Genomic DNA, 24,206 nt, shown 5'->3' on the forward strand with positions numbered 1-24,206 from the left:
TGGAATGATCGAGAAGCGCGATTTCTATATTAATGGTCAATGGGTCGCCCCGGCGGCGGCCAAAGACTTGAACGTCATCGACCCGTCGACCGAAGAGGTTTGCGCGGTCATTTCGCTGGGTGATCAGGCGGACACTGACGCCGCCGTCGCTGCTGCGAAGGCCGCCTTTGCCGACTGGGGTTTCTCGAAAAAGGAAGACAGGCTGGCTCTGATCGAGAAGCTACTGGCGGTCTATCAGAAACGCTCGGACGATCTGGCCGAAGCGATGAGCATCGAGATGGGCGCGCCCATTGATCTGGCCCGCACGTCGCAGGTGGGGTCGGGCACGTTCCACATTCAGAACTTCATCACGGCGTTCAAGGATTTCGAATTCGACAAGATGTTGGGTGCTCATGCGCCGAATGACCGGCTGCTGTATGAACCCATCGGGGTCTGCGCGCTGATCACGCCCTGGAACTGGCCGATGAACCAGGTGTCGCTGAAGGTTGTGGCCGCGATGGCTGCGGGCTGCACAATGGTACTGAAACCATCCGAAATCGCCCCGTTATCATCGATCGTCTGGAGCGAGATTGTTGACGAGGTCGGCTTCCCGGACGGTGTCTACAACATGGTGAACGGCGACGGTATGGGCGTCGGCACGCAACTGTCCACCCATCCCGATGTGGACATGGTCAGCTTCACCGGCTCGACCCGTGCGGGCATCGCCATTTCGAAGGCCGCCGCCGACACCTTGAAACGCGTCAGCCTTGAGCTGGGCGGCAAAGGCGCCAACATCATCTTTGACGACGCCGACGAAAAGGCCGTGAAGCGTGGCGTGATGCATATGATGCAGAACACCGGGCAAAGCTGTAACGCGCCGTCGCGAATGCTGGTGCAACGCGGCGTTTATGATCAAGCGGTCGAAGCCGCGCGCGAAGCGGCCGAGAAAGTGCAGGTTGGACCGGCCAGCAAGGAAGGTCGCCACATTGGCCCCGTGGTCAGCGAGCTTCAGTGGAACAAGATCCAGGATCTGATCCAAGTCGGGATTGATGAAGGCGCGCGCCTGATTGCCGGTGGCACAGGGCGACCCGAAGGTCTGAACAAAGGCTATTTCGTCAAGCCGACCATCTTTGCGGATGTGAACAACCAAATGACCATCGCGCGCGAAGAAATCTTTGGACCGGTGATGGCGATGATCCCCTTCGACACCGAGGATGACGCGGTCGAGATCGCCAATGACACCGTCTATGGCCTGACAAACTATGTGCAGACCCAAGACGGCACCCGCGCCAACCGCGTGGCCCGCCACCTGAGGTCGGGTATGGTCGAGATGAACGGCACATCGCGCGCGGCAGGGTCGCCCTTCGGCGGCTACAAGCAATCTGGCAATGGACGCGAAGGTGGTATCCTTGGGATCGAGGATTTCCTTGAGGTCAAAGCCGTGTCCGGTTGGTCGAACGACTGATCCGACCTTAACAAATCGCTGAAAATGCCCGCCCAGTGTGGGCTTTTTCAACGCACGCGTTCAACCGATGGAAACCGGCATCGGGATGATTGGAACGCCCTTCTCGAAGGTGACGCCGCTGGGAAGGGTAAACCGCGCCAAGTTCTTCTTCAGCAGCAGAAAGCCCTTGTAAGACAGGGTCGCCTCGCCTTCGAACACGGGTCCTGTCACCTCCCAAATGCGCCCATTTTGCACCTTCAGTTTGGCGTCTGTCACGTTCAGGGTCAGCTTGGCGTCAAAGTCCAACTGGCCCAGATGTTTGCCGTTGAACAAAACCTCTACCTTGGGTTCATGGGCCGAGGTCAACTTGTGCCGCCCTAGCTTAACCCAGCTCTTTTCTTCTGGCGGATGCTTTTCCAGATCACGATAGGCCTGTAGTTCGGCCATGGTTTTCCAGCCGGACTTCAAGATATCCAAAAAGGCCACATCAAGCGCTTCGTAGAGCACGGCGAGCGCCGCGGCGAAGGTGAACGCCTCGATCAACCCAGACCCCATTTGCTCCACATCTTTCTGCATGGCCGCTTTTGATGATTGATCGGGTTCGAGCTTGGAGAACGCGGCGCTATCGGAAGCGTAAAGCTTGGCGAGCGTCAGCGTCGCAGCCGGTTCGGTGGTCATGGTTTCGGTCATGAATCTGGGTCTCCCGTGTCTGCAAGGGGCTCCACTGCCACGTTGCCGGAATCGATTTTAGGGCGCAGCGATAGCTCAAACTCGATCCCGGGTTTGCCGGGTTCGGGTGTTACGACTTGTTGACCGGCATGAACACTTGGTTGCAGCCGGACGAGATGGGGGGGGATCTTCGATTTCGAGTCAGGTCGGCCGCGACCGAGCCGCGACAACAGGCGTGATATCATAAGCAGCCCTGCCAAGCCGCCGCCAAAAAGCGCAATCCAGGGCCAACGCGCCGCGTGAAGCGCCCCTTGTGCGCGGCGCAGATTGTTTGCTTTTGTGACCTCGGTGTTGCGCCCCGCCGGATCGGCTTCAAGTGACACCTCTACTGTATCGTCGAACAGCGTCACCCGAACCGGCACCTCCAGTCGGAGCGTGTAGCTTTCGTTTGGACCAAGGGCAGGCAGCGGCCTGATGATCGGACCTGCACCGGCAACGATCAGTTCCAAATCGGTCGCAGCGCTGCCGGATCCGCCCGTGTTCACGATCTCTGCCGTCACGCTTATCGGAGCGCCCGCCTGCGTCTGAGCGATGGCAAGCGACCTTACCTCCAGGTCGGGCAATTGCGCAGCTGATGCCGGAATGCGCAGCGTCGCTACATGGCTTTCATTATTGTCTTCGCGGCTTTCATCGACGCGCCGATCGACATCGACCCATGCCACGAAATTCATAAGACGGCTTTCAGGCGAAGGCGCCAGCGGCGCCTCGGACTGCACAATGATGGACCGCCCGGGAACTAACGCTTGCAGGGCTATGTTTGTCGCCGGCACCTGACCGTCCAATTCGGAAAATCGGACGCGCGTTGCCTCTGATGGGGCCAGCCCGGAATTCACCACACCGGCGCGCAACACGATACGGTTCCGCACCGGGTCATATTCCGCAAACAACCGCGCGATCTGCAAGTCCGGCTGTTCCGGCTTGGGAGGAGGTTCCAAAAGCAGCCTGATTTGGGGCGAGAAATTGTTGTCAGTATTGCTTTCGCGCACCCGATCGCCCGGATCTGCTTCGGCCTGCAGCACGATCGTGCGCGCTGTGGTCACGGCTTGCACCGGGATGCGCAAGGACCGGCTTGTGCTTTGCCCTGACGCCAACCCTTCCGAGCGCAATGTGGTGGCGTTGATAAAGCCGGTGTGGTCAAAAACGCCGACCTCGAACGGGCCAGAATTTCCACGACCCTCGTTGCGGACTGCGAGGCTCACGGCGATCTCCTGTGATGCCGGATCGTAGCGGGCCTTGAACGCCACCAGCGCCAGATCGGCACGCTCTGGTTCAGGTGGTGGCTCCAGCCTGATACGAACGGGTCCAAAGCTGTTGTTGTTGAAATTGACCTCTCGCAGCTTTTTGTCCGCGTTCGCGACGGCTTCCAACTGCGCCACCTTGCCCAATGCCGTTTCGGGGACAATGATTTTGGCCACGCCAATCGCATGATCGCCCGGCGCGATTGCGGAAATTGAGATCGCGGGAATAGGGAAAAGCCTTTGCGTCTCGAACACCTGCAGCGAGGACGGTCCGGCGGGTGAGCCGCCAACGTTCCGCACGGTGACCTGAAGCGTCAGGCGGCGCGAGAGTGGGTCATAGGTCGGGTCAAACCTCGCAACAGCCAAATCCAGCGGGGGTGGAGTCGGACGTTCCAAATATACGCTTCGTTCAACGCTATTGTTGTTACGCTCGTTTGTCTCGTGGATCGTCAGGGCGGCATCCGCAACCGCGTGCAGGCGCACCGTTTGCCCGAGCGCGGAATCGTTGACGCGAACCGCGGCTTCCACCCATTGCGCCTGACCCGGACCCAATGGTCCCGCGACGGAACGGCCAAGCTGGTCTCTGATCACGCCAGCGCTGTCGGGAAAAGTCACGGCAAAGCGAACTGGCACCTCTTTCTGCCCGGCATTTCTTACCAAAGCCTTCGCGGATAGAATTTTGGTGCGAGGATCGAAATCCACGCGGAACTCAGAAACGACAAGATCAGGCAGCGTCACCGGGGTCAGATTGTCAGGCCGCACGCGGTCCGGCGGCACGATCTCTGGCACACGTGGAAAAGGGGTGAGCATCTCGGCGAAGCTCCACGTGAGCATGATGAACCCAGGCTCCAAATCCGAAATGTCAGAGCGTGTCCGCATCATCCTTTGCATCTCGGCGCGCGCTTCGTTTGGCAACGGCACCAGTCGTGGCGCAAGCCCCAGCGACCGCATGTTCGCCGCCGCCAACTGGGCCAGCTTTTGCGTTCGTTGCGGATCAAAGAAAACGATCAGCTGGGTGTTACGCGATACGCCCCCCATTTCAGCCAGAAGACTTTTGGCCTTCCTGATATCCTGCGGCGTTCTCCGCTTGGTTTCCATCTCGTCTGCGTGTCGAATGATGACGCCACGGATATTTAGGCCGGTGCGTTCCGCTGCCCGCATCCAGTCAGTCGAAAGCGCGATAGCTTCGCGCAACCGCCCGTCTTCCAAGGGGCCGCGCGACATCTCTAGGGTAAGCGTCTGCGCCAGCCCGAAGACGGGAAGAAACAGCAAAAACAACCCGCCCCATATCGTGGAGCGAACGACATGGAGGAAAGCTGGAAACGGACGGATCGTCTGTCGATGAACAGGCATTTTGAGAGCGCCTTGCGGCCAAATTGCAGTTTGCAGGTAAGATGCGATACCTACCACCAGTGGTGGACGGGCAATGCCGTCACACTCAGAATACACCATTTACGCGAGTCGCAATATGAGTAGGCGGTCTTTCGCGGATGCCATGTGTCGCGCTGTGCCAAAGCCCATCCTTGCCGCGACCGCAGGCAGAATGCGCGTTTGCGTTGAAGGGCCGTGGGAAATTGGGTCCAACCTCACGCAACGGTCACGCTTGCAGGGCACAAATCCGCACGAGAATTGATCTAACTCATACAACTATTTGACGCATCGTTCATAATTGTTGTGGAGGAAGAAACAATGCCACAGCGTCGCAAGCCAGAGCTATCGGGACGCGATGTATCCAAGAAAGGGTATGTTGACGGTCAATCAGGTGAAGCCAATTCTCGTTTCGAAATGGGCGGATCAGTTGGCAAGCGGGATGGGTCCATAAACATAGCCTACGCAGCCGTTGATCAACATGTGATCGGCGGGCATGCCGATCAGGTCGCGCTGTTGTGGCTTGGCAAAGATGGGTCCCGCCAAGAGCTGACATACAGTGATCTGAAAGACCTTTCATCCCGGTTTGCGTCGGTGTTGCACGACCATGGGCTTCACCAAGGCGACAGTGTCTTCGTCTTGATGGGGCGCGTTCCCGAACTGTATGCCTGCGCGCTGGGAACACTCAGGGCGGGTATGGTTTTCACGCCACTCTTTTCGGCTTTTGGCCCGGAACCAATTCGCACGCGTATGGAAATCGGAAGCGCCAATGTGCTGGTGACCACCGCGTCAATCTACAAACGCAAGATCGCCGCTTGGCGCGATCAGATAGATACACTGAAACTGGTGCTTATTGTTGGCGACGACGCGCCTGACGACTGCGTCGCACTTGGCCCCGCGCTTGCAGCGGCGTCGTCTGAGTTTGAGCCGGTGCGAACAGCACCTGAAGACCCCGCGTTGATCCATTTCACCTCGGGCACGACTGGCAAGCCCAAGGGGGCGGTGCATGTCCATAACGCGGTTGTCTATCACGCGTTTTCGGGCAACCGGGCCTTGGATTTGCAGCCCGGCACGATCTATTGGTGCACCGCAGACCCCGGTTGGGTCACCGGCACGTCTTACGGCATCATCTCGCCACTGGTGAACCGCGCGACGATGATAGTGGATGAGGCTGAGTTCGACCTTGAACGGTGGTATGAAACCATTCAGCGAGAGAAGGTTGAGGTCTGGTATTCGGCCCCGACGGCAATTCGTATGATGATGCGCGCGGGGGCCAAGACCGCAGCACCTTTTGATTTTTCTTCGTTGCGGTTTCTGGCAAGCGTCGGCGAGCCGCTGAATCCAGAGGCCGTGATCTGGTCGGAACAAGTCTTTGGCCAGCCCTTCCACGACAATTGGTGGCAGACCGAAACCGGCGGGATCATGATCGCCAATCAGCCCGGAATGAAGGTGAAGCCCGGCTCGATGGGCAAGCCGATGCCGGGAATTGAAGCGGGGATCGTAGAGCATGAAAACGGGACGGTCCGCGAAGTCGCGGATAACGAGATAGGAGAGCTGGCACTGCGCCCCGGCTGGCCGTCAATGATGCGCGCCTACCTGAATGAAGAGGCCCGGTTTCAGAAGTGCTTCGTCGATGGCTGGTATCTTTCTGGCGATCTCGCGATGCGCGACGGGGACGGGTATTTCTGGTTCGTTGGTCGCGCCGACGATCTGATCAAGACGTCCGGTCATTTGATTGGGCCGTTCGAAGTTGAAAGCGCGCTGATCGAACACGAGGCCATCGCCGAGGCCGGTGTGATCGGCGTCCCCGATGAAACAGCGGGTGAGATCATCAAGGCCTATGTCACGCTGAACCCCGGCATAGACCCTTCCGACGAGCTGGAGCGCGACATTCGCGGCCATGCCCGCAAGAAGTTGGGCGCAGCGGTTGCCCCACGCGAAATCATCTTTCGCAAAACGTTGCCCAAAACCCGGTCGGGCAAGATCATGCGACGGCTTCTCAAGGCCCGTGAACTGGGCCTGCCTGAAGGCGACATTTCCACTTTGGAGACAGACGAGACATGAGTTTGATCGACAAACCCCACCTTGATAGAGCGCACGTTCTGGCCCTGCTACGCGACATGATCCGTGTCCGGATGTTCGAAGAAAAATGTGCCGAGCTCTATACGCAGCAAAAAATTCGCGGCTTCCTGCACCTTTATGACGGAGAGGAAGCGATCGCCGCTGGTGTGATCCCTGTGCTGGGGCCGCAGGACCGTATCGTCGCAACTTACCGCGAGCACGGCCACGCGCTTGTGCGGGGCGTGCCGATGACAACAGTCCTGGCCGAGATGTATGGCAAAGCCGAAGGGTGTTCCGGCGGGCGGGGCGGATCGATGCATCTGTTTGATGCGGCCACCAACTTTTTCGGTGGCAACGCCATCGTAGGGGGCGGTTTGCCCTTGGCTGTTGGGCTTGCGCTGGCCGACCGGATGCGAGGTGAGGCCAATGTGACCGCCTGTTTCTTCGGTGAAGGTGCCGTGGCCGAGGGCGAATTCCACGAGTCGATGAATCTGGCCGAGCTTTGGGATTTGCCGGTGCTCTTCGTCTGCGAAAACAATGGGTATGCGATGGGATCGGCCTTGGCCCGGACCGAGGCGCAGACAGATATCCAGCAAAAGGCCGAAAGCTATGGCATCACGTCACGCGTTGTGGACGGCATGGATGTCGTCGCAGTGGAAGCCGCGTCGCGCGAAGCGATTGCGCAGATCCGCGAAACGGGACGGCCAGTGTTTCTGGAATGCCGGACCTACCGGTTTCGCGCCCATTCCATGTTCGACGCCCAACTGTATCGCGAGAAAGCTGAGATCGAGCAATGGCGCAAGAAAGGGCCGATTGTCCGCTTTCAGGGCTGGCTGCTTGAAAACGGCCTGATCCATGACAGCGACGTGTCCGAGATTGAACGCGCGGTGGACGCAGAAGTTGCTGAGGCCGTCGCCTTTGCCGAGGCCGGGACCTGGGAACCTGTCGAGGACTTGACCAAACACATCCTTGGCCCGCAGCCTGACCCGCCGACCACCCCCGCTCTGTCTGGTAAGACGGTCGAAATAACCTACCGCGAAGCCGTGAAACAGGCGATCCGCGACGCGATGATCCGCGATGACCGCGTATTCCTGATGGGCGAGGATGTGGGAGCTTACGGCGGGTGTTATGCCGTTTCGAAGGGATTGATGGACGAATTTGGCCAAGACCGTATCCGCGACACACCGCTGTCTGAAAGCGGCTTCACCGGGGCAGGGATCGGGGCTGCTGCTGTCGGGATGCGACCGATCGTCGAATTGATGACAGTCAACTTTTCGCTGTTGGCGCTTGACCAGATCATGAACACGGCGGCCACGATCCGGCATATGTCGGGCGGTCAATTCGGCGTGCCGGTCGTTATCCGCATGGCCACCGGCGCGGGCAAGCAACTTGCCGCGCAGCATTCCCACAGCCTTGAAGGTTGGTATGGACATATTCCGGGGCTGAAAGTGCTGACGCCTGCAACGCTGGAAGACGCGCGCGGGATGCTCTGGACCGCGCTGGAAGACCCGGACCCCGTCCTGATCTTCGAGAATGTCATGCTTTACAACAACACGGGTCAAATCGACGAAGCTGCCGGGCCGGTCGACATATCAAAGGCCGCGGTCAGGCGCGAAGGCACCGACATCAGTCTGATCACCTATGGCGGGTCGCTCTTCAAGGTGCTTGCGGCCGCCGAAGAATTGGCAGAGGCCGGGATCAGCGCAGAGGTCATCGACCTTCGGACTTTGCGCCCGCTTGATGACGCGACGATCATGGCGTCGGTTAACAAGACCCGCCGCGCGATCATCATCGACGAAGGCTGGCGCACCGGATCCATTTCGGCCGAAATCTCGGCGCGGATCATGGAGCAGGCGCTTTGGTCGCTGGATGCACCGGTCGGGCGTGTCTGCGCCGAGGAAGTGCCGATCCCTTATCCGAAACATCTGGAGGATGCCTCCATCCCGCAAACGCCCGGTATCGTCGCGGCGGCGCGGGCACTGTTGGGGCGCTGAGATGGGTATTTTCAACATGCCCTCGCTTGGCGCCGATATGGAGGCCGCCACCTTGGTCGAATGGCTGGTTCAACCCGGCGACACGGTCGCTCGGGGTGATGTGGTCGCTGTGGTCGAAACCCAGAAAGGCGCCATCGAGATCGAAGTCTTCGAAAACGGGACAGTTCACGAACTAGTGGCGCAGCTCGGAACCGAATTACCGGTCGGTGCGCCGCTTGCTGTTTTGCTGGCGGAAGGAGAGGCACCACCCGCGAAAGCGGAGCCATCGGTTGAACCCCCACCTGCCAAAGCAGCGCCTGCGGCCGAGCGACCGCCTGCCGAACCACACGCTCTCGAAAGGGAAGCAGTGAAAGCACCTGCCACGGCACCAGCACCGCCAACAGTCGCGCCGACTTCTGTACCGCAAAGCCCGAACGCAGCGTCGCCCGCAGCACGGGTCAGGGCACACGAGCTTGGCCTTGACCTCAGCACGATCCGCGGCAGCGGACCCGGCGGGGTCATCGTTCTGGGTGATGTCGACGGCGCGCCAAGTAAGTCGCCACAAGCCGCTGCAAAACCGGGATCGCCAATTGAAGAGATGCGCAAGGCAATTGCTGCGGCGATGACACGCTCGAAGCAGACAATTCCCCATTTCTATCTGTCCCAGACGATCGACGTTCAACCCGCGAGCGATTTCCTTGCCAAGCTGAATGCCGGTCGTCCGCCCGCTGAACGGATATTGCTGGGCGCCTTGTTTGTTCGGGCCGCAGCGCTGGCTGCTGCCAAGGTGAAGACCATGAACGGACATTTCACAGATGGCGCATTCCACGCTGCAAAGGCCGTGAACCCCGGCGTTGCCGTTGCCCTTCGCGGTGGTGGTTTGGTCGCGCCTGCCCTGATGGACGCCGTGGCGCTTGACCTTGATCAGACGATGGCAGGTATGCGGGATCTTGTCTCACGGGCCCGGGCTGGACGGTTGAAGGGCTCGGAAATGACGCAAGGCACCATTACGATCTCTAGTCTGGGTGATACGAGCGCCGACGTCATGACCGGCGTCATATTCCCGCCGCAAGTCGCCCTTGTCGGGCTTGGATCACCGCAGGTCAGGCCGTGGGTGTTGAACGATCAGGTCATACCGCGCAGCGTTGTGACACTTTCCATATCTGCAGACCATCGCGTAAGTGACGGCCGTCAGGTCGCCCGCTTCATTACTGAATTTGAGACCCTCTTGAACGAACCGGAGAGCCTATGACAGAAGCAGAAATCCGCGCGGCCTATCTGGAAGAACTTGCCAGTATTGCGCCCGACATCGACACCGATACCGTCAGCGATGATGATCATATTCAGGATGACCTTGAGCTGGATTCGATGGACGTCCTTAATCTTGTGACCGCATTGCACAAGCGCACGGGTGTGGATATTCCCGAAAAAGATTATCCGCAGATCGCGACCGTTGCTTTGGCCGTTGCGTATCTGACGGACGCGATGAAGTAGTCAGCAGGCGCGGCGCCGAAGGACGGTTCGTGATGTCCGACGGCGCTCAGAATGATCACATCCCGATCAAGACACGCGCAGCCTTGGCCAGAACCCTTGGATCATGGTCAGTGGCCGCCACTGGGGGTGGCGGGTCTGTCCTGCCCGTCAAGCTTGAAACGGCCGTGCGTGCGGACCGCACCGAATATTCAACCGTAAACACACAGTCGCGCGGTTGTTCGCAAAACTGCCCGATTACAGCGAAGTTTTGCGCGCCACTTGGGCGCACATCCGGGCGGTCTGCGGGGTGGCGTGGCATGAACTGGCTGGTGACGAACGGCATTCGGCAGGGTATGACGCGCGCGCCTTTGAACCATGCCTTTTGAGCTTCGCTCAGTTTCAGGTGTCCGCAAAGCTCCGAAATGATTTCGTCCCCCGTCGCCTCCCACATCGGTTTGGTCACAAAATCTCCGGTCCGCTCCCCGCGCAGCCCATAGCCCCAAAGCGTATAGGTGCCATGCTTTTGACCGCGAAAATGGGGCTGGTGGAACAGGACGATAGAAAGGGTCCAGCCCGAGTCAGCAAAGGTGACCAGCCCCCCGGTTCCGGTCCGGTTGTTGGTGAAATCCTCCATGAATTCGAAGAAATCGGGTGTATCAAGCGTGACCGTGAAGGAATGCCAAGCCGTTTTGCCAGGGTCGCCGCAGAAGGTTTCGGGGCGACCGAAACCTTCATGTTGGGCTGCGAGACCACGCCACAGTGCCCAAGCACCGCCTTCGCGATCCTCTAGGGTCGGCGCGCGGTCATTCGAACCCAAAACAGATCCATCCGTCATAGAGCCGAGCGTCAGATAGACGCGGTCGGATTTGGAAACCGCAACTGTGCGGCCGTCGGCCAGCGCAAAGCCAGTGACACAGCGGTCCTGCCGCGACCCCTCGATGGTGACATCAGTGACTTGCGCGCCAGTGGTGATCTTGACGCCCCTGTCGCGCAGCCAGATCATGATCGGGGCGATCAACGTATCATACTGATTGTAACGCGTGCGCAAGATCCCGGCGATCCGGGAAAAACCGGGGAACAGGTGGATGAAACGCCTTAGGTAGCGACGCATCTCGGCCAATGCATGCCAAGGCTGAAACGAGAACATTGTGGACCACATCATCCAGAAATTGCTGTCAAAGAATGATGGCTTGAACCATTCGTCTATCCGCTGCGGACCAAGCCCGCTTTCTGAATGCAATATCAGCCGGTTGATATCGACGATGTCACGGGCGCTCAGCGTCAGATCATAGCGATCTTCGGCGGGTTTTCCGTCACGCACAAGGCGGCAATTTGAAGACCCAGGCACCATGCGGTTAAACGCCATGATATCTTCGGAAACAGAAATGTTGGGGTCGTCCGCTGACGGAATTGAGTCCAGAAGGTCGAAGGTGCAGGCAAAGTGCTCTTCAAACATGCGACCACCACGGATCAGATAACCGTCGTCTGAATTGCCAGCCCCATCAAGCGACCCACCCGCCACATCGAGCTGTTCATAGATTTGGATGGCGCCCCCTTCAACGCCCGCGTCTCGCACTAGAAAAACGGCTGTTGCCAGACCGGCAATTCCACCGCCAATGATGTGATGCTGAACTTCTGGAGCATTGGTAGGCATGGCTTTCTCCTTTCGCTTTGAAGACCCCTAAGTCTAGCACTGAGCGGACACGTTCGCGTTGCCCCGGATCATGGCAAACGTCCCAGAAAGGGCGTAAAATACGCTTCGTTTGGGGCGTTTTTTCAGCTGCGAAGCTGGTAGAGCGCCACCAATTGCTATTGTCCGCCAATTCGACCCCGCGAGCCAAGTCGGCTGCTGCGCTGATCGTTACTGAAACTGGAAGGAACAACAGAATGGCTGAGCATTCTCACACGCGTCAGGGAATTTCAGAGCGTATCGGCGCGCCGCAAGGCAGAGGTGTGCTTCGCGATGCGGTCTACGGTGCCATCGACGGCACGGTTACGACTTTCGCCATCGTCGCAGGCGTGGCGGGGGCTGGGCTTTCTCCGTTTGTTGTCGTCGTTTTGGGCTTGGCCAATGTGCTGGCAGACGGCTTTTCAATGGCGGCGGCAAACTACTCGGGGATCAAAGCAGAGCAGGACAACTTTTTGCGCATCCGCAAGATTGAGGAGAAGCACATTGACGAACATCCGCGCGGTGAATGGCTGGAAGTGCGCGAAATCCTGTCGCGAAAGGGTCTGCAAGGTCGTGTCCTGGATCAGGCGACCGACGCGATAACACAGGATCGGGAAAGCTGGATCGCTCTCATGATGGAGGGCGAGTATGGGTTGGGTGGCATTGATCCCCGCCCGTTGCGATCTGCCATCACGACATTCCTGTCATTCCTGATTGCCGGGATGATCCCGGTGCTGCCGTTCCTGTTTGGGATGGAGGATGCCTTCGGTCTGTCCGCAGGAATGACTTTGGCGACCTTCTTTGGTATTGGCGCCCTGAAAAGCCACTGGTCGCTTACGCCGTGGTGGCGGTCGGCCGGGGAAACGATGCTGATCGGTGGCGCGGCGGCGGCGTTGGCCTATGGTGTCGGCAATCTGTTTCACGTCTGAGCCGATGGGTTTCATACCGATGCGAGTATGTGACTCGCCGCCTGAATTTTGCATTGGTGCCACCAATGTCGCTTCACGGCTGGGGCATGCCCGCAGCTTTGAAATACCTCGCGACACATCTGTTGATGTGGTGGGCAAGCAGGTTAGCGGCGTTGGTCGGGATCTCTCCAGTACTAACGGATGCGGTCGCTGTAGCTTTTGACCCGCAGCTGCGACACCGCGGCTATTGAGCCGTTGTCGTGGTCTTTCCAATATGCGGGCTGATCGCTCATCCGCTGTTCAACGATTTCGCGCAACTTCGAGGGATGTCTGACAGCCATTTCGGCTTCGATTTGGGCAAGAGCCCATATGGCCTCGTGTCAGACCCGACCCTTGCGTGATGGACCGAACAGAACGTCGCGTTCCCAAATTCTATGGTCGACTGCAGCGTGCGAACCACCGGTCCAACCGAACTGGCGTCGATCATTGCTTATGGCCCCGACATCGGCCGTCTTGTTTCGCATCAGATATTGCTGGAAGACGCGTCACGGATTTTCAAATCCCGGCCACCAGAAGGGAGTATGAAAATCCAGGCGGTGACGGGTTAAGGGCGACTGGATCACCCCAACACCCATTGGGCGAACTCAGCAGGCTTGACCGCCCGTGTTAATATCAATAATTCACGATATATGGATAAGAATCATGCTCTCGGTGCGTTCGCCGCACTCAGTCAGTCCACGCGGCTTGATGTGTTCCGGCTGCTGATCAAGGCCGGTGACGCGGGGATGTTGGCCGGGGACATTAGCGACACGTTGGATGTTCGCCAGAATACAATGTCAGCCAATCTTTCGATCCTTGCGCGTTCTGGTCTGATCCGAAACGAGCGGGAAGGCCGTAGCATCCGCTACTTCGCTGACATGGACGGGATGCGCGGTCTGCTTGCCTTTCTGATGGAGGACTGCTGCGGCGGCAATCCCGACCTGTGCCAACCCGTCATCAACGAACTTGCCTGTGCCTGCTAGGAGACTGATATGACCGATACACCGCTTCGCGCTGCGGCAGGCTTGGGAACCTTTGAACGCTGGCTGTCTGTGTGGGTGGCGCTTGCCATCGGCACGGGGCTGGTGCTTGGCAATCTGCTTCCCGGCCTCTTTTCCGTCTTGGCGTCGTTGGAGGTCGCGTCTGTCAACCTGCCCGTGGCGGTGCTGATCTGGGCGATGGTCTACCCAATGATGGTTGGTGTCGATTTCGGCGCGTTGCGACAGGTCGGGGACAAGCCGAAAGGGTTGGTCGTAACGCTTGTGGTGAACTGGCTGATCAAGCCCTTCACGATGGCCGCCCTTGGCGTGCTGTTCTTTGAATACGTCTTCGCAGGATTGATCCCGCCGGACGAAGCGCAGGCCTATTTGGCGGGCGTCATTCTGTTGGGTGCCGCCCCGTGCACCGCTATGGTCTTCGTTTGGTCAAACCTGACACGAGGCGATCCCACCTACACGCTGGTGCAGGTTAGCGTGAATGACGTGATCATGGTCTTCGCCTTCGCACCTATCGTGGCTTTCTTGTTGGGTGTCACGGATATCGTTGTGCCTTGGGACACGTTGCTGCTGTCGGTGGGCTTATACGTCATGTTGCCGCTGGTTGCCGGATATCTCACCCGCCGAAACCTCATTGCAAAGGGCGGCGAAGCGGCGGTGGATAACTTCAAGTCCCGTGTTCAACCCTTTTCCATCTTCGGCCTTCTGGTGACCGTGGTTTTGCTGTTCGGCTTTCAGGGCGAGGTCATACTTGACCGCCCGCTTGTCATCGCGTTGATCGCGGTCCCCCTGTTGCTCCAGTCCTACGGCATCTTCTTCGTGGCCTACGGTGCGGCGCGCGCATGGGGCATCCCGTTCAACGTTGCAGCCCCCTGCGCGCTGATCGGAACGTCCAACTTCTTCGAACTGGCCGTGGCCGTCGCCATCAGCCTGTTCGGGCTTGGTTCGGGCGCCGCCCTGGCGACGGTGGTCGGTGTGTTGGTAGAAGTGCCGGTGATGCTGTCCCTCGTCGCCTTCGCCAACCGGACGAAACATTGGTTTCCAAACGAGGCGGGTGCGCCGTGACGTCGTCGCCATTTTTTGAAAAGTAGAACGAGCGGTTCTTTGAATGCGATGATACAAAAATGCAGACCCGGTGGACGCACCGGCTCTAATGCTTTTCCAGCCGTCGAAACAGAAGCGACAGTCCAAAGCAGAGGATGAAATAGCACGCGGCCGTCGTCAGCCATGCCTCGAAAATCAGCCGCGTCGACGCGACCAGCTCTACGGTTTTGTAGGTCAGTTCTTGAACAGAGATCAGCGAGATGATCGAGCTGTCCTTGATAAGGCTGATAAACTGGTTTGCCATCGGGGGGACGACCTTGCGCAGCGCCTGCGGCATCACGATATAGCGCATTTCCTGAGAGCGGCTCATCCCGATGGCACGGGCGGCCTCGAATTGGCCTTTTGGAATTGATTGGATGCCCGCGCGCACGATTTCCCCGACAAAAGCCGCCTGAAACAGCCCCAGAACCAGCACGCCCGAGACAAGCGACGGGAAACGGCGCATGTCGCCAAAGAAGAATTCCCACGCGGGTGCGCTGTCGCTGCGGGCGATGCCGCGTGCCCATGCGTTCATGTTGAGCGCGTCGATGAGTTGCTGCGATAGAAAGAAGAAAAAGATGAAGATGATGACGACTGGCGGGATGTTGCGCAGCAATTCAAGATAGGTGCGCGCCAGCAGACGGATCGTCAGGTTCTCGGCGCAGCGTGCCACACCGAGAATTGTGCCAAAAATGGCGGCCAGTATCCCCGCGTAGATGCAAATGCGAAGTGTCGCGAACAGCCCCTGTAGCAATAGGTTGGCGAACCATTCCTGCCGGTCTTCGCGGTAGCGGATGAAGTAATCGGGGATCAGCTCCCACCGCCAGGTGTAGTTAAGCGTGCCCTCCAGACGCAGGCCGACATAACCGAAGGCCCCGACCAGAACGATGAGGATCAGCCAGTCGGCCCATTTCAGGCGTTTGAGGAACGAGGGCACGCTTCCAGGTCCTTACTGGGTGACCTGATCTTCCCAATCATTGCCCTTGAACCAATAGTCGTTGCGTTCCTTGAGCCAACCGCTGGCATGTTTCACCGCGATCCAATTGTTGAAGAAGTTCAGCGCGTCTGCGTCCCCTTTGCGAAGCGCAAACCCTTCACCGGACGCAAGGAAGGTCTGGTCAAACGGCACCGACAGCGTATCGGCATAGCGGCGCGCCTCGATCGAAGGTGTCGGCTCTGCGTGCATGGTGGCGTGGGCGTTGCCGTTCAGCACTTCTTGCGTCGCGGCACCGTCTTCGTCGAAAAGCAACAGCGTCGCTTCTGGGAAAAGCTGTGCGATGACGGTCGCTGGCGTGGCCCCTCGGCGCGCGGAAAACGTAACCTCCGGGCTGTTGTAATCATCAAGTGTGAAGCCTTCGGTCATCGCCGTGTTGGCCAATATGGTCAGGCCGGAATAGGCGTAAGGGTCGGTGAAATTGACGGTCAGGTTGCGCGCAGGCGTGATCGACATGCCAGAGATGATCACGTCAAAGTTGCCCGACACAAGCTGGGGGATGATGCCGTCCCATGCAGTGGGCACGAACTCTACGTCCACGCCCATATCCTTGGCCAACTCGCGGCCAACGTCCAATTCAAAGCCGATCAATTCACCGTTCACATCGCGCATGGACCACGGTGTGAAGATCGACAGGCCGATACGGATGACGCCGTCTTTCTTGATGGTCTCGATCACGGATTCAGAACTAAGGTCCTGTGTCGCGCTCTGGGCAAGGGCGGGTAGCGTCAGGACTGTGCTTGTCAGGGCGGCGAATGCCAATCCCAGCGCGTTTGTCATGATTTTTCTTCGTGTAAATGACATAGATCTCTCCTTGGGTGGGGTTCAGGTTTCAGTTGCAAAACGTCGCTCAAGCGCCGAGACGCCAAAAGACAACACGAGGGTTAGTGCTAAATATACGGCGGCAACGGTGAACCAGATCTCAAAACTCATATATGTGTCCGAGATGATATTGCGGCCCACGGTGGTCAACTCCGCCACCGCGATCACGCTGACGATTGCGGATGACTTGATTAGATTGACGATCTCACCGGTCAGCGGTGGCAACATGAAGCGGACCGATTGGGGCAGGATAATATAGCGATACGCCTGCGCCCTGCTCATCCCGATCGAGGCTGCGGCCTCCCATTGCCCGACAGCGACGGAGTTGATGCCTGCGCGAAAAATCTCGGAAATCAGGGCCGAGTGGTAGACGCTGAGCGTGAGCACCGCAGCCGCCCAGCGGTCAAAGCCGAATATAGGGCCAAGCACGTAGTAGAACAGATAAAGCAGCACCAGCAGGGGGATGTTGCGCACAAACTCCAGATACCCGATCGCAACCGCCCGCCCCACAATCAACCCCGACAAGCGCAGCAATGCCACGCCAAGGCCAAGCAAGGTTGCGAGGAGAAAACAGGTCAGCGACAACAGAATTGTTGCCCAAAGGCCGGTCAGAATCTCACCCGCCTGGAACCCGTCATCGGTGAATGTATAGATATAGCCGGGAACCTGATACCACTGCCAATTATAACCCATCTGCTGGGCGCCCGTATAGGACGCCCACGCGATCGCGGCAACGATGACCGCATAGAGTGAAACGGCGACCGCCGGGGCGTTCAAGACGCGTTTGAGGGTGAACAGAGCCGCCATGCGCACGCTTCAGTGCTCCAGTATCTGGTCAAGAAAGACGCGCGCGCGTTGACTTTTGGGCGCGGTAAAGAATGTTTCGGGCGGGGAAACCTCGACGATGCGCCCCGCCTCCATGAACACCATCGTGTCGGCGACTTTGCGGGCAAATCCCATCTCATGGGTCACGACAACCATCGTCATGCCCGTCTCTGCCAGCTCTACCATCACATCCAGCACTTCGCCGATCATCTCCGGGTCCAGGGCGGAGGTCGGCTCGTCAAACAGCATCACCCGCGGCTGCATGCACAGCGCGCGCGCGATGGCCACCCGCTGTTGCTGTCCACCAGACAATTGCGCGGGGCGTTTATCGGCCTGTTCTGGAATGCGGACCCGCTCAAGATACTTGCGCGCCGTTGCTTCTGCCGCAGCGCGGGATTGCTTGCGGACTTTCATCGGCCCGATGATCAGGTTTTCAAGAATGGTCAGGTGCGGGAACAGGTTGAACTGTTGAAACACCATACCGACATCCTGCCGCAGCTGCCGCATACCCGGCGCATCTTCGCGCAATTCCATGCCGTCCACGCAAAGCCGCCCTGTATCGTGGTTCTCGAGCCCGTTGAAACACCGAATAAGAGTTGATTTTCCTGACCCCGACGGGCCACAGATCACGACGCGTTCGCCTTGGTTCACGATCAGGTCTACATCTGTCAGTGCTTTGAAATCACCAAAATATTTTCCAACGCCTTCTGCTATGATTATCGGTGTTTGCACCATGTAACTTCGTAACTCCGCGTTGTTCCAAGAACTATAGAACGACACCCCGGCCACGTCGACACGCCGATTGCCGACCCACCTCCGCATACGAGCAGCAGGAACACAAGCAACGAGACGGTGTGCGTGAGGTTTTCCAAGAAATTCTTCACAAAAGCGCCGATGCGGGCGCCGGTTTTTGTAAGGGGGTGCCACGGACAGATCCGCAGAATAGTCGTGACCAAAGGCAGCAAACCCGATGCTGATCACCGATTGCAGGTCTTTCGGGTCTGCAAGGCGTTCGTGAGACGCTTCAATTGCTGCCACGGCATACGGGTGAGATCGTCAATCTCATCAAAGCATCCGTCATTGACGGCAATGTCCGCTCTTATGCGCGAGCATACACACCCTTCGGGACCACGTCAGATGAGGTCAACGGTGGCGCGGTCTACCGTATTCGAGCGACGGATCGGGGTGCGATTGACGGCTGCGGTCTTTGGCAAGTTAAGGCCGCTTGCGCAACTCTGCCGCTCGGGCATGGCCCTCCATCCCTTCGACCCGACTGATCCTTGCGGTGCGCAGGGCCAACTCGTGCGAGGCGACGTCATTGCAGCGCTGCCAGGTCACGGTCTTGGTGAATTTGTGCACCGACAGACCACCAGTATAGCGCGCCGCGCCACTGGTTGGCAGCACATGGTTCGGGCCCGAGGTCTTGTCCCCAAAGGCCACGGTCGTTTCCTTCCCCAGAAACAACGAGCCATAGGCCGTAAGCCGGTCCAGCCACCAATCCAGATCAGCCGCTTGCACCTGCAAATGTTCGGGGGCGTATCGGTCCGCGACCTCGGCGGCTTCCTCACGGCTGTCGCAGAGGATCACTTCGGCTCGTTCGTCCCATGCGATGCGGGCCGCGGCGGCGTTGGTTTCCGGCAGGCTGTCGATTAGTGCCGAGACGCGGTTGATGACGCCCTCGGCCAGCGCCCTGTCGGTTGCCACCAGCCACACCGGGCTGTCCTTACCGTGTTCGGCTTGGCTGACCAAATCCCAGGCGACCGTTTCGACAGAGGCAGTATGGTCGGCAACGACAAGCGAATCCGTAGGGCCTGCGAACATGTCGATCCCGACGCTGCCAAAAAGCATCCGTTTGGCCTCGGCGACATAGCTGTTTCCCGGACCAACAAGGATATCCGCAGGTTTTCCACCGAACATTCCCTTTGCCATGGCAGCGATACCTTGCACGCCACCAAGGTTCAGGATCAGGTCCGCGCCGGAAAGGTCCATCGCAAAGACGATAGCATCGGGGATGCCAACCTCAGGGCGCGTCGGGGACACTGCAGTGATATGGGGGACACCCGCGACCTTGGCCGTGGTGATTGTCATCAACGCGCTGGCGACATGGCTGTAGCGGCCGCCGGGAACATAGCACCCGGCGCTCGACACCGGGATTTGTTTCTGGCCGGCAATCAGGCCCGGCATCACTTCGATTTCGCATTCGCCCATCGTCGCTTTTTGCGCCTCTGCGAAGCGGCGGATATTGGCGTGGGCAAAGCGGATGTCTGCCTTGAGGTCTTCGGGCACGCGGGTGCAGGCGGCCTTGCGTTCATCCTCTGACAGCACGATTTCGCCGGTCCAGCCATCGAGCTTCATGGCATAATCGCGCACCGCCGCTTCGCCACCACGTTCGATATTGGCCAGCATGATGGCGACGATATCGCGGATGTCGTTGTTTTCGACTTCCGGACGAGGATCGGCTGATTTCAGGTAAGTGATGGCCATTGGTTACCTCGGTTTCGTCAGAGATTGGGTTTGTATCGCGTCCGTCAACACGTTGATGGTGTCGAAAACTGGCGCGGTCGAACCCAGTTTGGGCGCGCGCATCGAGAATTCAGAGCAAGCGATCCAAAGAAGCGCCGCGTCTCGGCCCGTCAGGTCGTATGCGGCTTGCGACAGAATGCGGCGCGCCTTGGGCGTGAGACCGTTTGCCTTGATGCCACGGACCGTGTCAAAGGCACCAGCCGAACGGACCGCAGGCGAAGCCGATACCCCAAGGCTCGAAACGCTATCCAAGCTTTGCAGTGTGCGGGCCACTGCGGGGTCGATCCTATGCAGCGGTGGATTGGTGGTGGCGGCCCCGTGGCCAATGCCCTCCGGTCTTTCGACAAGTTTGCGGGTCATGGCGCGCTCATCCACGTATCCGGACGAAATCCGGATCGTAAGGCGAGTCTTCTATCACTTCGGCCCCGACCAAATCACCACATAGGTCCAGAAGCATGGTGCTGCCTGGCCCTGCGAGCGCCGGATCGACGAAGGCATAGGCGAGGTTCAGATTGACCCGGTGACCCCAATCGCCCGCCGTCACGGTGCCAATCACAGCATTTCCCTGCATCAACGAAGCACCGCTATGGGCGGGCGCATGTGTGGCGTCGATCTTGAGCGTCACCAGCTTTCTGCGCGGACCCTGTTCGCGACGCTTCAGCAGCGCCTGTTTGCCAATGAAGTCGCCCTTGTTGGGCTTCACGAAGCGGTCGAGTGACGTTTCAAACGGGTCGAACTCGGTGATTAGATCGGACTTCCAGTGCAGGAAACCTTTCTCCATCCGCATCGAGTCGACCGCGCGCGCGCCGAAAAGCGTCAGCCCATACGCTTCGCCAGCCTTGCGCAGTGCCAGATAGGCAGCATAGAGCGAGGCATTCGGCACATGAATTTCGTATGCCAATTCTCCTGAAAAGCTGACGCCGAGCACAGTCGCCGGGGCGAAACCGATGAAACATTCGCGCACGCTGAGCCATGGAAAAGCCTCACGCGACCAGTCTCCGCGTGAACAGGCTGACAGAACGTCACGCGCCTTGGGGCCCGCCAGAACGAGGATCGTTTGATCATTTGTCAGGCTGCGGATCGTGACGTCTTCGCCGTGTTCCAGATGCATTTGCAGCCAATCCATATCGTGGACTTCACTTGCCGCCGCCGAGCCATACCAGACGCGCTCTGCCCCCCGGTCGCTGGCGGGCAGATTGGCCACCGTGGCCTCGGCCTTGACCATTCCGTGATGGTTCAGCAGATAGCCCAGCCCGACGCGGCCCTCGCGTCTGGTCACGGTGCCGCAGAACATCCGGTCAAGAAACCTGTGCCGGTCCGCCCCGGTGATTTCGAAGCGATTGAAGCCGTTGACCTCGCACAAGCCAACGTTTTCCTGCACGTTTTTGACTTCGGCAGCGATCACGTCAAAGGTCTCGTCGAAGTTGAAGCTGAGTGTCGGGTGAAACTCGGGATTGGGTTTGATGTAGTCGACGCGCTCCCATCCGTTTACGACGGTGAACGCCGCGCCTTCGGCGGCAAAGACGGGTGTCAGCGGGGTGGTCTTGGCCGGGCGGCCTGCCGGGCGATGCTCGTGAGGAAAGTGAAACCGAAACTCGTTTTGGTAATCTTCAATCGCTTTCAGCGCCGTCAGTTCGACATTGGTGTGCCCTGTAAAGCGGCGCGGGTCGATACACCACGTGTCATAACACGCCTCGCCATGGACAATTTGCTGGGCCAAAAGCCACCCGTGTCCACCGCCTTCGCCAAGTCCTGCGCGCAGGCCGATGATGCAAAACGCATTGCGTTTGCCCGGTATCGGCCCGACCAATGGCGCGCCGTCAATCGTGTAGGTGATCGGACCATTCACAACCGTATGGATGCCCACCTCCATCAACGCGGGCATCCGTTCAAACGCGCCTTCCAGAACGTCCGTTACGCGGTCCAGATCATCCGGGCAAAGCGCATTGACGAATTTCGGATCAATCCCGTCCATGCCCCATGTCTTGCAGTCTTGTTCGTAAAAACCGACCAGCAATCCGTTCTTTTCCTGCCGACAGTAATAATCCGAGATCGGGCAGCGCAGAAGGGGCATTCGGTGGTCAGCCTCTTTGATCGCGGGGATCTCCTCGGTTAGAAAATACTGATGCTCCATCGATGCGACGGGGTGATGAACCCCCATCATCGCGCCCACCTCATTGACCCGATAGCCACCGGCATTCACCACGATGTCGCAGTCAATGTCACCGTGTTCGGTGTGCACCGTCCAAGTGTCGTCCTTGTGCTGCGTCAACCCGGTGACGGGCGTATTGCGATAAACCTCAGCCCCGGCCTTGCGCGCCCGCCGCGCAAGCGATTGGCACAATTGCGCCGGATCAATGTCGCCGTCCAGTGGGTCCCACAGCCCCCCAATCAAATTGTCCGTGGAAATCAACGGATGACGACGCGCGCATTCTGCGGCGTCGATCACCTCGAAATGCACGTCCATCCCGCGCGCCATTGACGCAAAATGGCGATAGCCCTGCATCTGTTCTTCGGTGTTGGCCAGCCGGATGCCGCCATCGCCGTGGTGGTAATTTATGGGATAGTCAGGATCTTCCGCGAGCTCTTTATACAGGTTGATCGAATGGGACTTCAGCCCGACCATCGTCTGGTTCGCCCCGAAGTTCGTAACCTGCGCGGCAGAATGCCAGGTGGTGCCAGATGTCAGTTCGTTGCGTTCCACGAGCACAACATCGCTCCAGCCTTCCTGGGTCAGGTGATAAAGCGTCGAGCAACCGGCGATGCCGCCTCCGATGACCACAACCTTGGTGCGCGATTTCATAGAGCGTGCCTCCAACAAGCAACTCCAATGATAGGGTCGCGCCTTGCCTTAGATCGCAACGCTACAGACAGTTATCAGAGAAAATAAAATATTACTTATCAATATCTCATAATAGCGCGCGGCGGCGTTATGAGATGAGCTTGAAGCTGTCCGCAAGCCATGGATAGCTCTTATGAATGGGCGCGATCGCGTGCGTGCTCATCAGGGTCCGCACCTTGTCGTCAACGAGCTCAAACAACGATTGAGAGCAGTCAGGTGTTTTCATGAGCGCCAAAGTCCGACCAAAACCTTTGCTTGGAAAGCGGTGCATTCGCAGTTTCGGGTGAAACCGCTTGGCACGTGAAAACAGAAGCGGGGTTGAAATGGTCCAACCAGCCCCAGCCGCCACCATCGCCATCAGTGTCTGGTTGTTGCTGCATTCAAACTTTGGCGGTGAAGAAACGCCCAAGCGCCTGAGCTGTGATTCAATCTGGCGTGCGATGATCAGGTCGCTGGAGAACCGTAAGAAGGGCAGCTTCGTTTGGCCTTCGAAAATGTCGGATATTGATTGCTCGATGTCCAACGGAAGGACCAAGACATAGGGATCTTGCAGCAGCTGGCGTTCTTGCAGGTCGCGAAACTGCTCGGTCGGGTTGCTCGCGATACCAAGGTCCAGTTGACGATTGCGCATCATTTCAATGAGCGTATGGCTGGAAGCCGTGTGGTAGAGAAAATCGCAATGCGGCATGCTCTCGAGTAAATAGGCGGCCAGTTCGGGAATAATATCGCTATCGAAGTCTTCTACCGTGCCCAACCTCAGGTAACTTGCCCCGGATATGCTGCTGGTCGATGCCTCCGCCGCGGCTTTGCGAATTGCGTATAAGGCATCATCAATGTTCCGCAGAAAAATCTGACCTTTCTGTGTAAGCACCATGGGTCTTCGGGAATGATTGAACAGCTCAACCCCCAAATGGTCTTCGAGACTTCTGAGATGGTGGGAAACGGTGCTGACCGTCAGACCGGCCTCTTTGGCGGCAGTCTGCAGAGACCCCTTTTGCGCACATATCTGGAACAGTTCCAGCCACTTAAGACTCAGTTCTTTGCGAACGTTTTTTTGTGGCATGTCGGTGGTTCCAATGTCTTTGGAAGAGCCGTATTAATAGCGCTACGTGAGAATATTAGTATCAAGAATTCGAAATTGAAAGATTTGCGTCTATCGTTACGGGAATATGTGGAAGCCTTCGGCCCGTGGCGCATTTAGTTCGTGATCGCACTGTGATGAAAGGACGCCACGATAGGCC

The 24,206-nt window shown here is 58.4% G+C and carries 20 protein-coding genes; 8 read left to right on the plus strand and 12 right to left on the minus strand.

The window, feature by feature from the left end; translation table 11 throughout:
* Positions 1-4 precede the first annotated feature (4 nt).
* Positions 5-1,444, plus strand: coding sequence for an aldehyde dehydrogenase family protein (locus tag Q0864_RS12835; RefSeq protein WP_298570561.1), 1,440 nt, complete (start codon positions 5-7; stop codon positions 1,442-1,444).
* A 60-nt stretch (positions 1,445-1,504) separates the two neighbouring features.
* Here the strand turns inward: Q0864_RS12835 and Q0864_RS12840 are convergent, their stop codons facing one another.
* Complete coding sequence (locus Q0864_RS12840) at positions 1,505-2,113, minus strand: hypothetical protein (RefSeq protein ID WP_298570563.1); 609 nt, start codon at positions 2,111-2,113, stop codon at positions 1,505-1,507.
* On the minus strand, positions 2,110-4,743 hold the full coding sequence (locus tag Q0864_RS12845) for a CARDB domain-containing protein (protein ID WP_298570565.1): 2,634 nt from the start codon (positions 4,741-4,743) through the stop codon (positions 2,110-2,112). Before Q0864_RS12845 ends, Q0864_RS12840 begins: the two co-directional genes overlap by 4 nt.
* 336 nt (positions 4,744-5,079) lie before the next feature.
* On the opposite strand from Q0864_RS12845, the gene acsA reads away from it, so the two are divergent.
* The 4 genes from acsA to Q0864_RS12865 are packed head-to-tail and all read left to right on the plus strand — an operon-like array spanning position 5,080 to position 10,286.
* Positions 5,080-6,822 carry an acetate--CoA ligase gene (gene acsA / locus Q0864_RS12850; protein WP_298570567.1) on the plus strand — a complete coding sequence of 581 codons (1,743 nt, stop codon included), beginning with the start codon at positions 5,080-5,082 and terminating at the stop codon, positions 6,820-6,822.
* Positions 6,819-8,813, plus strand: a complete 1,995-nt coding sequence (gene pdhA, locus Q0864_RS12855; RefSeq protein ID WP_298570569.1) for a pyruvate dehydrogenase (acetyl-transferring) E1 component subunit alpha — start codon at positions 6,819-6,821, stop codon at positions 8,811-8,813. Before acsA ends, pdhA begins: the two co-directional genes overlap by 4 nt.
* Position 8,814: 1 nt before the next feature.
* The gene (locus Q0864_RS12860; protein WP_298570571.1) at positions 8,815-10,044 is read left to right on the plus strand and encodes a dihydrolipoamide acetyltransferase family protein; all 1,230 of its coding nucleotides are present in this window, start codon (positions 8,815-8,817) and stop codon (positions 10,042-10,044) included.
* Positions 10,041-10,286, plus strand: a complete 246-nt coding sequence (locus tag Q0864_RS12865; protein WP_298570572.1) for a phosphopantetheine-binding protein — start codon at positions 10,041-10,043, stop codon at positions 10,284-10,286. The genes Q0864_RS12860 and Q0864_RS12865 overlap by 4 nt, the downstream gene beginning before the upstream one ends.
* Positions 10,287-10,341: 55 nt before the next feature.
* Here Q0864_RS12865 and Q0864_RS12870 read toward each other — a convergent pair whose 3' ends face one another.
* A complete protein-coding gene (locus tag Q0864_RS12870; protein WP_298570573.1) occupies positions 10,342-11,919 on the minus strand; it encodes an oleate hydratase in 1,578 nt (525 codons plus the stop codon).
* Positions 11,920-12,152: 233 nt separating this feature from the next.
* Between Q0864_RS12870 and Q0864_RS12875 the strand changes: the two genes are divergently transcribed.
* A complete protein-coding gene (locus Q0864_RS12875; RefSeq protein ID WP_298570575.1) occupies positions 12,153-12,863 on the plus strand; it encodes a VIT1/CCC1 transporter family protein in 711 nt (236 codons plus the stop codon).
* A 173-nt stretch (positions 12,864-13,036) separates the two neighbouring features.
* On the opposite strand, the gene Q0864_RS12880 is transcribed toward Q0864_RS12875, so the two are convergent.
* On the minus strand, positions 13,037-13,213 hold the full coding sequence (locus tag Q0864_RS12880) for a class II D-tagatose-bisphosphate aldolase, non-catalytic subunit (RefSeq protein WP_298570851.1): 177 nt from the start codon (positions 13,211-13,213) through the stop codon (positions 13,037-13,039).
* 318 nt (positions 13,214-13,531) lie between these two features.
* Here Q0864_RS12880 and Q0864_RS12885 point away from each other — a divergent pair, with 318 nt between their 5' ends.
* Together Q0864_RS12885 and arsB are read left to right on the plus strand one after the other, a co-directional pair.
* Complete coding sequence (locus Q0864_RS12885; protein ID WP_298570577.1) at positions 13,532-13,864, plus strand: helix-turn-helix domain-containing protein; 333 nt, start codon at positions 13,532-13,534, stop codon at positions 13,862-13,864.
* A gap of 9 nt (positions 13,865-13,873) precedes the next feature.
* Positions 13,874-14,941 carry an ACR3 family arsenite efflux transporter gene (gene arsB / locus Q0864_RS12890; RefSeq protein WP_298570579.1) on the plus strand — a complete coding sequence of 356 codons (1,068 nt, stop codon included), beginning with the start codon at positions 13,874-13,876 and terminating at the stop codon, positions 14,939-14,941.
* 85 nt (positions 14,942-15,026) lie between these two features.
* Here arsB and Q0864_RS12895 read toward each other — a convergent pair whose 3' ends face one another.
* The 8 genes from Q0864_RS12895 to Q0864_RS12930 form a co-directional block, all read right to left on the minus strand.
* Positions 15,027-15,896, minus strand: coding sequence for an amino acid ABC transporter permease (locus Q0864_RS12895; protein ID WP_298570581.1), 870 nt, complete (start codon positions 15,894-15,896; stop codon positions 15,027-15,029).
* A gap of 12 nt (positions 15,897-15,908) precedes the next feature.
* A complete protein-coding gene (locus tag Q0864_RS12900) occupies positions 15,909-16,733 on the minus strand; it encodes a transporter substrate-binding domain-containing protein (protein ID WP_298570583.1) in 825 nt (274 codons plus the stop codon).
* A gap of 45 nt (positions 16,734-16,778) precedes the next feature.
* Entirely contained in the window at positions 16,779-17,582 is an 804-nt protein-coding gene (locus Q0864_RS12905; RefSeq protein WP_298570585.1) for an amino acid ABC transporter permease, read from the minus strand.
* Positions 17,583-17,591: 9 nt separating this feature from the next.
* Entirely contained in the window at positions 17,592-18,335 is a 744-nt protein-coding gene (locus tag Q0864_RS12910) for an amino acid ABC transporter ATP-binding protein (RefSeq protein WP_298570587.1), read from the minus strand.
* A gap of 480 nt (positions 18,336-18,815) precedes the next feature.
* The gene (gene hisD / locus Q0864_RS12915) at positions 18,816-20,084 is read right to left on the minus strand and encodes a histidinol dehydrogenase (RefSeq protein ID WP_298570589.1); all 1,269 of its coding nucleotides are present in this window, start codon (positions 20,082-20,084) and stop codon (positions 18,816-18,818) included.
* Positions 20,085-20,087: 3 nt separating this feature from the next.
* Entirely contained in the window at positions 20,088-20,483 is a 396-nt protein-coding gene (locus tag Q0864_RS12920; RefSeq protein ID WP_298570591.1) for a hypothetical protein, read from the minus strand.
* Between the two features lie 7 nt (positions 20,484-20,490).
* A complete protein-coding gene (locus Q0864_RS12925) occupies positions 20,491-22,926 on the minus strand; it encodes an FAD-dependent oxidoreductase (RefSeq protein WP_298570593.1) in 2,436 nt (811 codons plus the stop codon).
* Between the two features lie 127 nt (positions 22,927-23,053).
* Positions 23,054-24,028: a LysR family transcriptional regulator gene (locus tag Q0864_RS12930; protein ID WP_298570595.1), complete on the minus strand. Its 975-nt coding sequence runs from the start codon at positions 24,026-24,028 to the stop codon at positions 23,054-23,056.
* Positions 24,029-24,206 lie beyond the last annotated feature (178 nt).

It is taken from the genome of uncultured Aliiroseovarius sp. (genome assembly GCF_947497285.1).
GTDB lineage: Bacteria > Pseudomonadota > Alphaproteobacteria > Rhodobacterales > Rhodobacteraceae > Aliiroseovarius.

What these genes read in the sequence shown, in the direction of transcription:
- Q0864_RS12910 (WP_298570587.1), bottom strand. Translation starts at nt 18,335, where the DNA reads ATGGTGCAAACACCGATAATCATAGCAGAAGGCGTTGGAAAATATTTT.
- Q0864_RS12885 (WP_298570577.1), top strand. Translation starts at nt 13,532, where the DNA reads ATGGATAAGAATCATGCTCTCGGTGCGTTCGCCGCACTCAGTCAGTCC.
- hisD (WP_298570589.1), bottom strand. Translation starts at nt 20,084, where the DNA reads ATGGCCATCACTTACCTGAAATCAGCCGATCCTCGTCCGGAAGTCGAA.
- Q0864_RS12840 (WP_298570563.1), bottom strand. Translation starts at nt 2,113, where the DNA reads ATGACCGAAACCATGACCACCGAACCGGCTGCGACGCTGACGCTCGCC.
- acsA (WP_298570567.1), top strand. Translation starts at nt 5,080, where the DNA reads ATGCCACAGCGTCGCAAGCCAGAGCTATCGGGACGCGATGTATCCAAG.
- arsB (WP_298570579.1), top strand. Translation starts at nt 13,874, where the DNA reads ATGACCGATACACCGCTTCGCGCTGCGGCAGGCTTGGGAACCTTTGAA.
- Q0864_RS12900 (WP_298570583.1), bottom strand. Translation starts at nt 16,733, where the DNA reads ATGACAAACGCGCTGGGATTGGCATTCGCCGCCCTGACAAGCACAGTC.
- Q0864_RS12865 (WP_298570572.1), top strand. Translation starts at nt 10,041, where the DNA reads ATGACAGAAGCAGAAATCCGCGCGGCCTATCTGGAAGAACTTGCCAGT.
- Q0864_RS12930 (WP_298570595.1), bottom strand. Translation starts at nt 24,028, where the DNA reads ATGCCACAAAAAAACGTTCGCAAAGAACTGAGTCTTAAGTGGCTGGAA.
- Q0864_RS12845 (WP_298570565.1), bottom strand. Translation starts at nt 4,743, where the DNA reads ATGCCTGTTCATCGACAGACGATCCGTCCGTTTCCAGCTTTCCTCCAT.
- Q0864_RS12875 (WP_298570575.1), top strand. Translation starts at nt 12,153, where the DNA reads ATGGCTGAGCATTCTCACACGCGTCAGGGAATTTCAGAGCGTATCGGC.
- pdhA (WP_298570569.1), top strand. Translation starts at nt 6,819, where the DNA reads ATGAGTTTGATCGACAAACCCCACCTTGATAGAGCGCACGTTCTGGCC.
- Q0864_RS12920 (WP_298570591.1), bottom strand. Translation starts at nt 20,483, where the DNA reads ATGACCCGCAAACTTGTCGAAAGACCGGAGGGCATTGGCCACGGGGCC.
- Q0864_RS12925 (WP_298570593.1), bottom strand. Translation starts at nt 22,926, where the DNA reads ATGAAATCGCGCACCAAGGTTGTGGTCATCGGAGGCGGCATCGCCGGT.
- Q0864_RS12905 (WP_298570585.1), bottom strand. Translation starts at nt 17,582, where the DNA reads ATGGCGGCTCTGTTCACCCTCAAACGCGTCTTGAACGCCCCGGCGGTC.
- Q0864_RS12835 (WP_298570561.1), top strand. Translation starts at nt 5, where the DNA reads ATGATCGAGAAGCGCGATTTCTATATTAATGGTCAATGGGTCGCCCCG.
- Q0864_RS12870 (WP_298570573.1), bottom strand. Translation starts at nt 11,919, where the DNA reads ATGCCTACCAATGCTCCAGAAGTTCAGCATCACATCATTGGCGGTGGA.
- Q0864_RS12860 (WP_298570571.1), top strand. Translation starts at nt 8,815, where the DNA reads ATGGGTATTTTCAACATGCCCTCGCTTGGCGCCGATATGGAGGCCGCC.